Raw genomic sequence first — 13615 nt, forward strand, 5'->3', positions numbered from 1 at the left:
TGCCCCAAAAGAAACCAAAAGGTCTAGCCCCGACATCCGGCCCGCCTACGGCGGGTCCCCTCGCGCCATCATTGCTCCGGGGGCCCGCACCGAAGGGCCATCCATGGCCCATCGGCGCTTGCGCGGCATCCTTGCCGCGCAACCCCCTCTACAACGATGGCACTCGGCCTCCTGAAAGGGGCGCCCCCCCCCCCGCCCCACCTGATGTGTCAAATCTACCAGGCGGCAGAGGCTTCAAGTTATTCAAGCAACGTGCAGGCGACACCCGGGGGCCCCGTCAGGAGGCCGAGTGGAGGTACTGCGCAGGGGGGACGCGCGGCAGGACGCCGCGCGAGCCACGATGGGACAGGGACGTCCCTTCGTGGCGGCCCCCTGCGCAGTGCCGGGAATGAGGGCAGTCTTCGCGCAGCGAAGACCCGGATGTCGGGGTGCGCTTTCTTTTGCTTACTTTTCTTTTCGCATAAAAGAAAAGTGAGGCGCCCGAGGGGGCGCAACCAGAAGCATCGGCCCAGGCGATAACAGGCTCGGGCACAGCTTCAAGGCCAACACGCAACTGGCTCTTGCGATCCTCTTGCCTATCCGGTGTTACCCCTCATGCCCCCGGTAATCTGTAAAGAACCTTTTCCCTGACAGCGTCGGGGCCCAAGCGTATGGTGAAAACATGCAAAGATTTCAGAAACACTCGAATCGCTGGGTGATCGAAACTGTGCCGTGACGTGAACATTCTGTTGTTAAGCACGACCTGTTGTTAACCACAAATCAGGGAGAACGCTATGCCTTGGTACGCTTGGCTGATTATGGTTCTTGCCCTCGGCTCAATCGTCGGTGGCTTGCTAATGTTGCGGGACACCGCAAAGAAGTTACCGCTGACCGACGAACAACTGAAACGCATCCATGAACGCAACGCCGAGATGGACGCCAAAGACGCGCGCAACCGCTAGCCTCGCCGTACTTCTGCTGCTAGCCGGCTGCGTCCACGCGCCCCCTGCCCCAAGCGATGCGTGCGTCGCCCTGTTCGCTGCGCGCGATCGCGTTAGCGCGGCCACCCACGACGCCCAATATCAACCCTTAGCCGATTTTCATGGGCTGCGCAGCGACCGCGTACTGGCTGCCCTTGGCCCGACCGCACAGAGCCCCGAGCAACGCCGCCTGTGGTTGCAACGCCTGGCCGAACGCGATGCGGAGGCCAGCGCCATCGAGCTGGGCAATCTACCGCCGCGGACACAGCAGGACTGGAACAGCCCCGCGCGCCAAAGCCAGCTGCACAGCTGCCGCACGGCGCAGCGAGAGCGTTTGCTCCACAACGAGCATGACTTCAGCAACGCCGTCGCCGCGGCGCAGGTGCCCGACGATTACCGCGACTGGGCCCGCACGCTGGGCCTCTATCCGCTGTTCAAGCCGATCTATCAACGCAGCATCGCGGCGTGGCAGGCCGAGGCGGCCAAGGCCCAAGAGCCGGTGGATAACGCAAATTGGCTGGCCTATCAGCCACTGCCGGACGCAGCGGCGTTCAACCCAGCGCTGCAGGAGGATGCCTTGGGCCTGCCGCAGCCTGACCCGCAGCAGCGCGCCGCCCTGTTCGCCCATCATGCGCCCTGGCTGCGGATCGCCCAACGCAGCCCTGCCGACCGCCTAGGCAGCCCATTTTTCCTGGACGATGGCCAGCGCGGCTTCGATCAGCAGGCGCCGCAACTGTTTCAACAAATTGGCTGGAGCAAGCTCAACGGGCACTGGCGTCTGCAGTTGATCTATCAGTTCTGGTTCAGCCAGAGGCCCAAAGCCCATGCGCTGGATATCTATGGCGGCGAGCTGGATGGGCTGCTCTGGCGCGTCACCCTGGACGAGCACGGGCGAGCGCTGCTGTACGACAGCATCCACCCGTGCGGCTGCTGGCAAAACTTCTTCCTGCCGGCAGATTCGTCCTTGAAGTTTCGCCAACCGGCGGATCTGGAAGCTCGCACGGCACGGCGCCTCGAAAGTACTGGCGATCGGGCGCCGACACTCTGGCTGAGCGCCAGTGAACACAGCGTGTTGTGGGTCGACGGACGCCGCCCGCAATACCCCGCCATCGGCTATCAACAGCGCGAACTCAGCAGCCTGCGGCAACTGCGTCACCCACAAGGGCAGCGCAGCCTGTATGCCAGCGATGGCCTGGTACCTGGCAGCGAGCGCCTGGAACGTTGGCTGTTGTGGCCTTCGGGGGTCGTTTCGCCTGGCGCCATGCGCCAATGGGGCCGACACGCCACGGCCTTTTCCGGCCGCGCGCAGTTCGATGATCCCGCGCTATTGGAGCGGTATTTCTCCGCACCCTGAGCGAACGCTCCGAGGGTGGCGCGCCTTTATTGAGCTCAGCGCCCGCTCATCGGTAGACTCCGGCAGCGCAAAAGGAGCTGCCATGCCGCTGCATCTATCTTTACTCCTGCCGGCCCTGGGGCTGGCACTAGGTTTCGCCCTCGGTTTTATCCAACCGCTGGGCTTGGCCGGCGGCAGCCTGTTTGTCGGCTTGCTGTTGTTCGCGCAGGGGCGCCTGCCCAAGGCGCTCTGGTGGACGCTGAGCTTTCTGGCCGGCATCGCCCTCGCCGCTCATCTGCTGCCCGGTTTCCACCCCTGGCAACTCTGGCCGCCGCGCCGGCTCAGCGCCGATGCCGCGCCTTACGCCCTACGCCTGTCGTGGGACAAGTTGCTGGTCGGCCTGACGTTGCTCGCCTGGTGGCTCGGGCAAAAACCTCGGTCCGCGCTGCAACCGCAGCGGGCCGGCTGGGTCGTGCTGATAACCTGGCTGGCGGTGCCGTTGCTGGCCCTGGCTTTAGGCCTGGTCGGCTGGCAGCCGAAATGGCCGTCAGGCTTGGCGCTCTGGCTGCTGGTGAATCTCGGGGTGGCGGTGCTGGCGGAGGAGCTGCTGTTTCGCGCCTGGCTGCAACCTGCGTTGATAGCCCGCCTGGGCACCTGGCCGGGGATAGTGCTGACGGCCAGCCTATTCGGCGCCGTGCATATCCCCTTCAGCCCGTTGTTCGCCCTGGTCGCCGGTGTGGCTGGGCTCGGTTACGGGCTGGCCTTCCACTACAGCGGTCGCTTGCTGGTGGCGGTGGCCCTGCATGCCACGGTCAATCTGCTGCACCTGTTGTTGCTGAGTTACCCGCTGCGCCTGAGCTGAGCCGGCCTCAGGGCTCGGCCAGCTGGGTCGACAGGTTCAACTGGTAATGACTGAGCAACTTGCCCAGCTGCCCCTGGGCGCGCAGTTGCTGGAGCAACGCCGTGAAAGTCGCGGCACTGATAACCGACTGTGGGCGCAGCAGGGCCTGGTGATGGTAAGTCTGGTCCACCCGCGTCGAGACCAGCATCTGCGAACGCCGTTCGGGATAAAGCTGCTGGTAGTGGTGCAGGTAAGAACGGGTAACCACCGTCACATCGGCGCGCCCACGCAGCACCATCAGCAGATTGCTGTCATGCGAGTAGGTCAGCACGGCATTGAAGTGGCGGATCAGGTAGTCCGGGTCGGCATTGTAATTGGCAAAACCGTAGTGATAGCCGCTATACAGCGCCAGGCGTTTGCCACTTAGCTGATTGAAATAGTCCTGGCCACCCTCGGACCCGGCCCTTGCCACATACAACTCGGCATCCTCAATCTGCAAGTCGACGCTCGTCAGCGGGATGTTCTGCCAGCCCCAGCTGGGTGACTCAAACAGGATGATGTCGAACCGCCCGTTCTCGAAATCCCGGAAGCGGCGCGTCACCGAGGTCATCACCAGTTCGAAGCGGTACTCCGTCTGCTGCTGGTTCAGCGCCTCGAGCAAATCCGGCAACAGCCCTTGCGGCTGGGCACTCTCGGGCTTAATCGCATAGGGCGGAAAATGGTAGGCCCCAACCTTGACCACTTGCGCGGCCAGCAGCGATTGCGTAGCAAAAAAACTGAGTGCTAACAGCAGCAATACGTGAGCAATGCGCACCATACACCCCCCGCAGAGACCTTAACGAGGCGAGTGTAATCGAAGATCCGCGCGGCGGCGCAGTGCGTAATAGCAAATAGCCTTCCCTACTGGGTAAAGATCCGCCGCAGGCGCCCTCGATCACCAGTGACAGTGCCTCTTCCGCCAGTTGATCGAGTCATTCCAAAGAGACCAGCAGCGCGGCTTTCACCCGTATATGGACTCCTCCCGCCCTTGGGCGCGGTTAAGCGTGCGCAAATGTCCGACTACGTCAAACCGGCTCGCTTCGTCCATCCTCGGAATTCAGCTACGGCCCCCGGTCATCTCCGACCGCGCCCAAAAGCGGGTTTCGACGATCTTCCAGGCGCAATCGCGGACGCACAGCGGGCGCTGCCGACGCCGGCCATCCGGCCACAGCCCGCATCTGAACTAGACTTAAGCGTTAAGCGGGTATTCCAACTCCCGGCAGGAGGCCAGGCTAGGGCGGTGCTGACCCAGCCGTTTCAGCGCGCCGTCACGTCTTGTCCGGGGTGTTCCTGTGGATGGCAGAGTCGACTGCCCAGGGACAGGCCGATCCGGCCCGCACTTTTGCCTTGTCACGTCCAAGCCAAAGCATCCAGGAGCAGCACGGATGTCTACAGAAGCGAAGATCGCATCCCACCCCGAGGCCTTGGCCCAAGAGCCCGACCCGGCTTTGCCAGAGCCGAGCCCTGGGCCTACGCCGAATCGGCGCTTGTCATGGTGGCAAAGGGCCCGCGCGCCACTGGAGCACTTGAGCCGCTCGGCCCAGTTCGTCATTGCCGCGTCGATCATCCTGGGCCTGACGATGACCTTCGTCGGCAATCTCGTCAGCAAGAGCATCGAACGATCCGCGGTACAGGCGGCAGCCGAGGCCGGCGCGCTGTACATGGCGACCTTCCTGGAACCCTACGTCCAGGAGTTGTCCACGGCCAGGCGCCTTTCCGCCGAGACGGCCCAGGCCATTGACCACCTGATGTCGAGCCCCTCGCTGAACACCCACATCAGGTCCGTGAAGATCTGGAGCCCAGACGGCACCGTGATCTACAGCACGAACAAAACCGTGGTGAACAAGACGTTCCCGGCATCCGACGAAATCATCCATGCGCTGAAGGGCAATACCGTCACGGAATGGGGAGAACTGGTCGATGAAGAGAATATCTATGAGCGCAGTCTGGGTATTCCGTTATATGAAATTTATGCGCCACTGCGGGAGTTCGGCTCCGGCAGGATTGTGGCTGTCGGCGAGTTCTACGAAACAGCGGAGGTGCTGCAGCGCGAAATCGATCGCATCCGTCGGGAAGTCTGGACCATAGTCGGCGCCGCCACCCTGGCCATGCTGGCGCTGCTGTTCTGTATCGTACGCCGTGCCGACCGGATCATTGAGCGGCAACAGGTGACGCTCAAGAATCAGATGCACGAACAAGCCCAACTCCTCTCGCAGAACCTCAGCCTGCAACGCAAAATCGCCACCGCCAGCCAGGAGTTCTCGCGAATCAACGAACTCACCCTTCGCCGCCTCGGCGCGGATCTCCATGATGGCCCCGCCCAGCTGTTGACCCTGATCCTCGTCCGGCTCGATGAACTCGGCATCTTGCAAGACCGCTACCGACAGAATGGCGGCCAACTGGACGGGGATGCGCTCGAAACGCTGAGAAATGCCGCCCAGGACGCGCTACGAGAGATTCGCGACATTTCTCGCGGCCTGGCACTTCCGGAGATCAACGGCATGCCCTTGCGCCAGGAGTTGGAACTCGTCGTGCTGCGGCATGAGCAGCGGACCGAGACCAAGGTCAAGTTGAGCTGCGGAGCACTGCCAGAAAGCGTGCCGCTGCCGCATAAGATCTGTCTCTATCGCTTTGTCCAGGAGGCGCTGAACAATGCCTACCACCATGCCGGCGGGATAGGCCAGGCCGTCCACGCCACCTATGCCGGGGGCGTGCTCGAAGTGCAGGTCTCTGACGCCGGCCAGGGAATCACGGCCGAGTGCTCGGCTGCGGCGAACCAAGGCCGGACCCAACTGGGCCTGGCCGGCATGCGCTACCGAGTCGAGTCGCTTGGGGGACTATTTCGCATCGAATCCACGCCCAACGTCGGAACCCAGGTGATCGCGCAACTCAAACTCTGAGCAGCGCCACGCCCGGCAGCTTGGCCAACACGGGTCGCTGCGGCTACTCCGGCTCGTTGTCCGGCTTACAGGAAGCCAGCTGCTGCCCGGCCAAGCGATGCTTGATGCTCGATGCTTGCTCGCTCTGCCAGTGCTGCCTGATGGCCGTGACCGCTTCCACCCGGTTGCGCACCTGGAGCTTCTGCATGACGCTGCTCATGTAATGTTTGACGGTTTTCTCGCTCAGCGAGAGCTTGAGGGCAATCTCGCGGTTAGTCAGCCCATTGGCAACCTCGCGGATAATCTGCTCCTCGCGGTGCGTGAGTTCGGCGATGTGCCTCTCACCCTCGTTATGCTGCTTGAGATTGCTGATCAGCTTGCCCGCGAACCCTGGCGTGATGAAGGTTTCACCCTTCGCAACGTGTCTGATCGCCTGCACCAGTTCCGGCCCGCTCACGCCTTTCAACACATAGCCTTGGGCGCCCGCCTCCAAAGCCGCATAGGCATCATCTTCGGATTCAGACACGGTCAGCACCAAAACCTTGACCGAGGGTGTGGCTGAGGCGATGGCCCGCACCGCGGCAAAGCTGTCGCCGGGCATATTCACGTCCATCAGCAGGACATCGGGCTGGAACTGCGTGGCCATGAGCTTGGCCTCGTCGGCGGAGCCGCCCTGCGCCACCACCTCGAAGTCGGCTATTCTCTTGAGCGCCGTGGCGACCCCCTGCCGCAAGAGCGGGTGATCGTCGACTATCCCAATCCTGATTTTGGAACTCATACAGGTCCCTCCTCTGCCACGCTCCGATCACTCGGCGTGAGTGCCTTCGCCAAGCCACTCAAATCCTTTTGAGTGTAGTAAAACCGAGCGCAGATCGCCGAAGCGGGCGCTCACCCCTCGCGGGCAACCAGGGCTTGGCCTGGCGACGATTCGCCGCTTCAGGCTATCGGCCAGATCATTCAGTCCCACAGTCGTCCCCGCATTGCTGCAAACACCCGTCCCCTCCGGCTCACCCGGAGCGGAATAGGAACGACCATCGGTTCCCTGTCCATCCCAAGTCTTATCAGACCAAAGTCTGACCCTTATGCCGGACCAAAGTCGCCAAATTTGACTCGACTTCCGCATCTTTAGCTATTCCGGAAACGCCTACATGCTCTAGGTCTAGAAGGAGTCTGTGGATAAGTAACATGGCCTTTATAGTCAGAAATGCCCTTGATGTAGATCAACGCCAGCAGTTTGGCGCCGCTAACGACTATGCCAACTGGCGTCTGTCGAAGGGTGCCGCCCCGGCATTTATACTGCTGAGCCTGGCCGCTGCAGAAGAACCCGCACAGAGCAAATACAGACAGCCCAGCCCCGCGAAACAGCATAAGTCCATCGATTACGCACAGGCGCTCGATGCCACTCATTTGTATCTGAACGAAATCGGGTTTTCCCCCCTGCTCTCCCCGCAGGAAGAACTGCACTTCGCGCGCCTGGCGCAGCAAGGCGATCCGCAAGGACGCAAGCGCATGATCGAGAGCAACCTGCGGCTGGTGGTGAAGATTGCCCGCGGCTACGTCAACCGCGGTCTGTCTCTGCTGGACCTGATCGAAGAAGGCAACCTCGGCCTGATCCACGCGGTGGATAAGTTTGACCCCGAACTTGGCTACCGCTTCACAACCTATGCCACCTGGTGGATTCGCGAAAACATCGAGAAGTCCATCATGAGCCAGACCCGGACCATCCGCTTGCCGATCCATGTGGCCAAGAGGCTCAATGCTTACCTGGGTGCCGCCCACGAGCTGACGCGCAAGCTCGATCATGAGCCCTCGGCCGAAGAGATCGCCAGACTGTTGGAAAAAACCGTGAGCGAGGTCGAGCACATACGGGACTTGAATGTACAGGTGTCATCGGTGGAGACCGCCCTAGGCCCGGAGTCCGGCAAGACCCTCTTGGACACCCTCACCGCCGACCAGCCAAGCGATCCCTGCGAGTTGCTGCAGAACAACGAGCTGGCGCTGAGCATCAGAGAGTGGCTGTTGGAACTCACCGATAGACAGTGCGAGGTGCTGGTGCGTCGTTTTGGCCTGCACGGCGATGAGGGCTGCACCCTGGAGGAAGTAGGCCAGAGCATCGGCCTGACCCGCGAGCGGGTGCGGCAGATCCAGGCCCAGGCGCTCAAACGCTTGCGCACGATTCTGGAGAAGAATGGCTTCTCCAGCGACGCCCTGTTCCAATAACCCAGCCCCAGCCGCTGGGCGAGCACCGACGTGATGGTCAAGTGCATGCGATTACGCAGTTAGCCCCCCACTAGCCTTCTTAGCGCGCTGAGCGCTCATGACTTGATGACTAAGGACAAGGCCTCTTCAGCCAACTGATCCAGAGTCATCGGCCCTTCCGGGCGGAACCAGGTGGTGGTCCAAGACAAGGCCCCGGTGAGAAAACGCCGCTGAATGAACGGATCGCCGTTGAAGTACCCGGCGCTCTTGGCCTCGCCGAGCACCTCGAGCCAGAGCTGCTCGTAGGTATCACGCAGATCGAGGATGTAGGCCTGGCCCTCGTCGGACAATGAACGCCACTCATAGACCAGCACCGCCATGGCCTCGCCAGTGCCGCCCATGATCGATTGCAGCTCGCAACGAATCAGCGCCAGCACCCGCTCGCGGACGTTGCTCGCCTCGGCCAAGGCCGCATTCATCAAGGCCGTGTTGTAGCGGATGGTTTCCTCCATTACCGAACGGAGGATTTCATCCTTGCTCTTGAAGTGATGAAAGATGCTGCCGGACTGAATCCCCACCGCACCGGCCAGATCGCGCACCGTGGTGCGCTCGTAGCCCTTGCTGCGAAACAGGTGCGCGGCGGTCTGCAGCAGCTTGCCGCGCGCGCTGTCCGGATCGGTGAGCTGGCCGCTGGCTACCAAGTCACGCATCACCGCCTGGGCTTGTCGATCATCCACGCTTGTCTCTCTCCCACCGGTCTTATCGCTTGCGCAACCTGTAAACCCCTGGCAAAGCGCACAGAGGGTCCGAGATTCCAGCAAGTGCTTGTCGTAATTGGTGAAATCTATGCTTGAAGGGTCAACCAAGCAAGCGCTTGGCCACTCTTTAGGTTAGAAAGCTCACCCATAGGGCTTTTCAACCAAGCGCTTGCTTGGTAGTGTCTATCGCACCACTTCAGGTGTTGCGGATAACGCCAATGACCAAGACCGTACGCATCGGTTGCGCCTCTGCTTTCTGGGGCGACACCTCCACCGCCGCCGCTCAATTGGTCCGCGGCAGCGACCTCGATTATCTGGTGTTCGACTATCTGGCCGAGATCACCATGTCGCTGATGGCCGGCGCGCGGATGAAAAACCCCGAGCAAGGCTATGCCGGCGACTTCATCGAAGTGCTCGCGCCGCTGTTGCAAGAGATCGCCGCAAAGAACATCCGGGTGATCAGCAACGCCGGCGGCGTCAATCCGCAAGCCTGCGCCAAGGCCCTGGCCGCCGCCTGTGAAAAGGCCGGCGTGCAGTTGAAGATCGCCGTGCTGTATGGCGACAACCTGCAGCCAAAGCTCGCCGAGTTGAGCAAAACCGGCATCCGCGAGATGTTCACCGGCGCCGCACTGCCGCCGCTGTGCGTCTCGGTCAACGCCTACCTCGGCGCCCCGGGAATTGTCGAAGCACTCGAGCAAGGCGCCGATATCGTCATCACGGGCCGCGTGGTCGACAGCGCGGTGGTCAGCGCCGCGCTGGTGCATGAGTTCGGCTGGAGCTGGAGCGATTACGACAAGCTCGCCCAGGCCGCACTGGCCGGGCACATCATCGAATGCGGCGCGCAGTGCACCGGCGGCAACTTCACCGACTGGGAGTCGGTGCCGGACTATGAACATATCGGCTTCCCGGTGATCGAGGTGCAAGCCGATGGCCGTTTTGTCGTGACTAAACCGGAAGGTTCCGGCGGTTTGGTCACGCCTTTCTCCGTTGGCGAGCAGATGCTCTATGAGATTGGCGACCCACGCGCCTATCTGCTGCCGGATGTGGTCTGTGACTTCAGCCAGGTGACCCTGGCCCAAGCGGGGCAGAACCGTGTCGCCGTCGCCAGCGCCCGAGGTCTGCCAGCCACCGCGCAGTACAAGGTGTCGGCCACCCATCCCGATGGCTTCCGTTGCACCGCCAGCTGCCTGATCGCCGGGATCGACGCGGTGAAAAAGGCCGAACGGGTGAGCCAGGCGATCATCGCCAAAACCGAGGAAATTTTCGCCGAACGCGGCTGGGGGCCTTATCGGGAAGTCAGCGTCGAGTTGCTCGGCAGCGAAGCGACCTACGGCCCCCACGGCCGACGCCAAGACACCCGCGAAGTGGTGATCAAGCTGGCCGTCCGCCACAGCAAGAAAGAAGCATTGGTGCTGTTCTCCCGCGAGATCGCCCAGGCCGCCACCGGCATGGCGCCAGGGCTGACCGGCATAGTCGGCGGCCGGCCGACGGTGTACCCGGTGATCCGCCTGTTCTCCTTCCTGGTCGATAAGAGCGCCTGCCAGCTTGAGGTCGAGCTTGACGGCGAACGCCGCGCGGTAGCCCTGCCACAACTCGCCACTTACGACCCCGCCGCCCTGCCTGACGCCAGCGAACCCGAGCAGCCGCGCGCAGTTGGGGATGGAGTTGCCGATGCCAGCGTGGCCCTGATCAAACTAGCGGTGGCGCGCTCCGGCGACAAGGGCAACCACAGCAATATCGGGGTCATGGCGCGCAAGCCCGAGTACCTGCCCTGGATCGCCGAGGCACTCAGCGTCGAAGCACTCGCCGACTGGATGAACCATGTGCTCGATCCGCAGACCGGGCGCATCAGCCGCTGGTACCTGCCGGGCTGCCATGGCCTGAACTTCCTGCTGGAAAACGCCTTGGGCGGCGGCGGTGTCGCCAGCCTGCGTATCGACCCGCAAGGCAAGGCCTTCGCCCAGCAACTGCTGGAATTCCCGGTGGCGGTGCCCAAGGCCCTGGCCGAGCGTCTGGCCGGTGCGCACGGCGCACCCTACAAAACCGCTGCCGATGCCACGTAGGGTGCGCTGTGCGCACCGAAGGCTTGCAACAAGAACAAAAAGGACAACGACAATGGCATACGACTCAGTCTTCAAATCCGGCCTGTTCAGCGGCCAGACCATCCTGGTCACCGGCGGCGGCAGCGGCATCGGCCGCTGCACCGCCCATGAACTAGCGGCCCTCGGCGCCCATGTGGTGCTGGTCGGGCGCAAGCTGGACAAGCTGGAAAAGACGGCCGGCGAAATCGTCGAAGACGGCGGCAGCGTCAGCTGGCAGGTCTGCGATATTCGTGAGGAAGACTCGGTCAAAACCATGGTCGCCGCGGTGATTGCCGAACGCGGGCCGATCCACCATCTGGTCAATAACGCCGGCGGCCAGTACCCCGCCCCGCTCGCCTCGATCAACCAGAAAGGCTTCGAGACCGTGGTGCGCACCAACCTGGTCGGTGGCTTCCTGGTCGCCCGCGAAGTGTTCAACCAGTCCATGAGCAAGCACGGCGGCAGCATCGTCAACATGCTCGCCGACATGTGGGGCGGCATGCCCGGCATGGGCCATTCAGGGGCAGCAAGGGCAGGTATGGAGAACTTCACCAAGACTGCGGCGTTCGAGTGGGGCTACGCCGGGGTGCGGGTGAATGCCGTGGCGCCGGGCTGGATCGCCTCCAGCGGCATGGACACCTACGAAGGCGCGTTCAAGGCCGTGATCCCCACCCTCCGTGAGCACGTGCCGTTGAAGCGCATCGGCACCGAATCGGAAGTCTCGGCGGCCATCGTCTTCCTGCTGTCGCCGGGCGCGTCCTTTATCAGCGGCAACTGCATCCGCATCGACGGCGCCGCCACCCAGGGCAGCCGCGCCTGGCCGCTGCACAAGGCGCAGAACAGCAAGTCCTACAACGGCTTCCACCGGGCCTTCCTACCGGATGTATTGAAGGATCAGGAGTAACGCGATGCCGGTTATTCAGTCCGAACTAGACGCCCACAGCGAAGGCTACGCGCAGAACCGCGAGGCCATGCTGGCGAGCATCGCCAGCTTTCGCGAGCTCGAGCAGAAGGTGCTGGACAAGGCCTTCGAGGCCAAAGCCAAGTTCGATAGGCGCGGCCAACTGCTGCCCCGCGAACGCTTGAACCTGCTGCTCGACCCCGGCGCGCCCTTCCTCGAACTGGCCTCGCTGGCCGGCTACAAATTGCATGACGACAAGGATGGCACCCAGGCCGGTGGCGGGATCATCTCCGGCATCGGTTATATCGCCGGCGTGCGCTGCCTGATCAATGCCAGCAACAGCGCGATCAAGGGCGGCACCATCTCGCCCAGCGGCCTGAAGAAAACCCTACGCCTGCAACAGATCGCCTTCGAGAACAAACTGCCGGTGGTGACCCTGGCGGAAAGCGGCGGCGCCAACCTCAATTACGCGGCGGAGATCTTCGTCGAAGGCGCACGCGGCTTCGCCAACCAGGCCCGCATGTCGGCCATGGGCCTGCCGCAGATCACCGTGGTGCATGGCTCCAGCACCGCCGGCGGGGCTTACCAGCCGGGCCTGTCGGATTACGTGGTGGTGGTCCGTGGCAAGGCCAAAATGTTCCTCGCCGGCCCGCCGCTGCTGAAAGCCGCCACCGGTGAAGTGGCGAGCGATGAAGAACTCGGCGGCGCCGAGATGCACGCCCAGGTCGCCGGCACCGCCGAGTACTTGGCCGAGAACGACGCCGATGCCGTGCGCATCGCGCGGGAAATCGTCGGCATGCTGCCGTGGAACGCGCAACTGCCGCAGCGCCCGCAAAAAACCTTCAAGCAACCGCTGTATCCGGTCGAGGAACTGCTCGGCATTGTCCCCGCCGACCCGAAGAAGCCCTACGACGTGCGCGAGATCATCGCGCGCATCGCCGACGGCTCGGAGTATCTCGACTTCAAGCCGGAGTTCGACAACCAGACCCTCTGCGGCCACCTGCAGATCGAAGGCCAGCCCTGCGGCTTTATCGGCAACAACGGGCCGATCACGCCGAAGGGCGCGGTCAAAGCCGCACAGTTCATCCAGCTCTGCGACCAGAGCAACACGCCGATCCTGTTCTTCCACAACACCACCGGCTTTATGGTCGGCACCGAGTCCGAACAGCACGGCGTGATCAAGCACGGCTCCAAACTGATCCAGGCGGTGGCCAACGCCCGCGTACCCAAGCTGACCATCGTCGTCGGCGGCTCCTACGGCGCCGGCAACTACGCCATGTGCGGCAGAGGACTGGATCCGCGCTTTATCTTCGCCTGGCCCAACAGCCGCACCGCGGTGATGGGCGGCGCCCAGGCCGGCAAGGTGCTGCGCATCGTCACCGAGGACAAGCACCGCAAGGAAGGCAAAGACGCCGATCCTGCGATGCTCGACATGCTGGAAAGCGTCACCGCGCAGAAGCTCGACAGCCAGTCCACCGCGCTGTACGGCACCGCCAGCCTGTGGGACGACGGCCTGATCGACCCGCGCGACACTCGCAAACTGCTCGGCTACCTGCTCGATATCTGTGCGGAGGCCGAAGTGCGTCCGCTCAAGGCCAATACCTTTGGAGTTGCCCGTCTGTAGG

Annotated in this window: 11 protein-coding genes; 8 read left to right on the forward strand and 3 right to left on the reverse strand. The window is 62.9% G+C overall.

What is annotated here, in order from left to right; translation table 11 throughout:
• The first annotated feature begins 773 nt into the window (after window positions 1–773).
• The 3 genes from FFS12_RS11160 (at window position 774) to FFS12_RS11170 (ending at window position 3154) form a co-directional block, all read left to right on the forward strand.
• Window positions 774–941, forward strand: coding sequence for a DUF2897 family protein (locus FFS12_RS11160; protein WP_137817813.1), 168 nt, complete (start codon window positions 774–776; stop codon window positions 939–941).
• The gene (locus tag FFS12_RS11165; protein WP_137886892.1) at window positions 895–2313 is read left to right on the forward strand and encodes a hypothetical protein; all 1419 of its coding nucleotides are present in this window, start codon (window positions 895–897) and stop codon (window positions 2311–2313) included. The genes FFS12_RS11160 and FFS12_RS11165 overlap by 47 nt, the downstream gene beginning before the upstream one ends.
• An 82-nt stretch (window positions 2314–2395) precedes the next feature.
• Window positions 2396–3154 carry a CPBP family intramembrane glutamic endopeptidase gene (locus FFS12_RS11170; RefSeq protein ID WP_137886893.1) on the forward strand — a complete coding sequence of 253 codons (759 nt, stop codon included), beginning with the start codon at window positions 2396–2398 and terminating at the stop codon, window positions 3152–3154.
• Window positions 3155–3161: 7 nt separating this feature from the next.
• Here the strand turns inward: FFS12_RS11170 and FFS12_RS11175 are convergent, their stop codons facing one another.
• A complete protein-coding gene (locus tag FFS12_RS11175) occupies window positions 3162–3950 on the reverse strand; it encodes an ABC transporter substrate-binding protein (protein WP_137886894.1) in 789 nt (262 codons plus the stop codon).
• Between the two features lie 748 nt (window positions 3951–4698).
• Between FFS12_RS11175 and FFS12_RS11180 the strand changes: the two genes are divergently transcribed.
• Window positions 4699–6072, forward strand: a complete 1374-nt coding sequence (locus FFS12_RS11180) for a sensor histidine kinase (protein WP_305955921.1) — start codon at window positions 4699–4701, stop codon at window positions 6070–6072.
• Between the two features lie 43 nt (window positions 6073–6115).
• On the opposite strand, the gene FFS12_RS11185 is transcribed toward FFS12_RS11180, so the two are convergent.
• Window positions 6116–6829 carry a response regulator transcription factor gene (locus FFS12_RS11185; RefSeq protein ID WP_137886896.1) on the reverse strand — a complete coding sequence of 238 codons (714 nt, stop codon included), beginning with the start codon at window positions 6827–6829 and terminating at the stop codon, window positions 6116–6118.
• A 407-nt stretch (window positions 6830–7236) separates the two neighbouring features.
• On the opposite strand from FFS12_RS11185, the gene rpoS reads away from it, so the two are divergent.
• Window positions 7237–8271 carry an RNA polymerase sigma factor RpoS gene (gene rpoS / locus FFS12_RS11190; RefSeq protein ID WP_137886897.1) on the forward strand — a complete coding sequence of 345 codons (1035 nt, stop codon included), beginning with the start codon at window positions 7237–7239 and terminating at the stop codon, window positions 8269–8271.
• A 95-nt stretch (window positions 8272–8366) separates the two neighbouring features.
• Here rpoS and FFS12_RS11195 read toward each other — a convergent pair whose 3' ends face one another.
• On the reverse strand, window positions 8367–8987 hold the full coding sequence (locus tag FFS12_RS11195; protein ID WP_218568973.1) for a TetR/AcrR family transcriptional regulator: 621 nt from the start codon (window positions 8985–8987) through the stop codon (window positions 8367–8369).
• 239 nt (window positions 8988–9226) lie between these two features.
• On the opposite strand from FFS12_RS11195, the gene FFS12_RS11200 reads away from it, so the two are divergent.
• Genes FFS12_RS11200 through atuC form a run of 3 tightly spaced genes read left to right on the forward strand, consistent with a single transcriptional unit; the run spans window position 9227 to window position 13614 of the window.
• Entirely contained in the window at window positions 9227–11071 is a 1845-nt protein-coding gene (locus FFS12_RS11200; protein ID WP_137886898.1) for an acyclic terpene utilization AtuA family protein, read from the forward strand.
• Between the two features lie 52 nt (window positions 11072–11123).
• Window positions 11124–11993, forward strand: a complete 870-nt coding sequence (locus tag FFS12_RS11205; RefSeq protein ID WP_137886899.1) for an SDR family oxidoreductase — start codon at window positions 11124–11126, stop codon at window positions 11991–11993.
• A 4-nt stretch (window positions 11994–11997) separates the two neighbouring features.
• Window positions 11998–13614 (forward strand): geranyl-CoA carboxylase subunit beta, encoded by a 1617-nt coding sequence (atuC, locus tag FFS12_RS11210; RefSeq protein WP_137886900.1) that lies wholly within the window; start codon window positions 11998–12000, stop codon window positions 13612–13614.
• Window position 13615 lies beyond the last annotated feature (1 nt).

Origin of the sequence: Pseudomonas sp. 2FE (assembly GCF_005503735.1) — a bacterium.
In the GTDB taxonomy this organism is placed as follows: Bacteria; Pseudomonadota; Gammaproteobacteria; order Pseudomonadales; family Pseudomonadaceae; genus Aquipseudomonas.

Coding starts and splice junctions, on each gene's coding strand:
- atuC (WP_137886900.1), top strand. CDS start 11,998: ATGCCGGTTATTCAGTCCGAACTAGACGCCCACAGCGAAGGCTACGCG.
- FFS12_RS11185 (WP_137886896.1), bottom strand. CDS start 6,829: ATGAGTTCCAAAATCAGGATTGGGATAGTCGACGATCACCCGCTCTTG.
- FFS12_RS11165 (WP_137886892.1), top strand. CDS start 895: ATGAACGCAACGCCGAGATGGACGCCAAAGACGCGCGCAACCGCTAGC.
- FFS12_RS11175 (WP_137886894.1), bottom strand. CDS start 3,950: ATGGTGCGCATTGCTCACGTATTGCTGCTGTTAGCACTCAGTTTTTTT.
- FFS12_RS11160 (WP_137817813.1), top strand. CDS start 774: ATGCCTTGGTACGCTTGGCTGATTATGGTTCTTGCCCTCGGCTCAATC.
- FFS12_RS11200 (WP_137886898.1), top strand. CDS start 9,227: ATGACCAAGACCGTACGCATCGGTTGCGCCTCTGCTTTCTGGGGCGAC.
- rpoS (WP_137886897.1), top strand. CDS start 7,237: ATGGCCTTTATAGTCAGAAATGCCCTTGATGTAGATCAACGCCAGCAG.
- FFS12_RS11205 (WP_137886899.1), top strand. CDS start 11,124: ATGGCATACGACTCAGTCTTCAAATCCGGCCTGTTCAGCGGCCAGACC.
- FFS12_RS11170 (WP_137886893.1), top strand. CDS start 2,396: ATGCCGCTGCATCTATCTTTACTCCTGCCGGCCCTGGGGCTGGCACTA.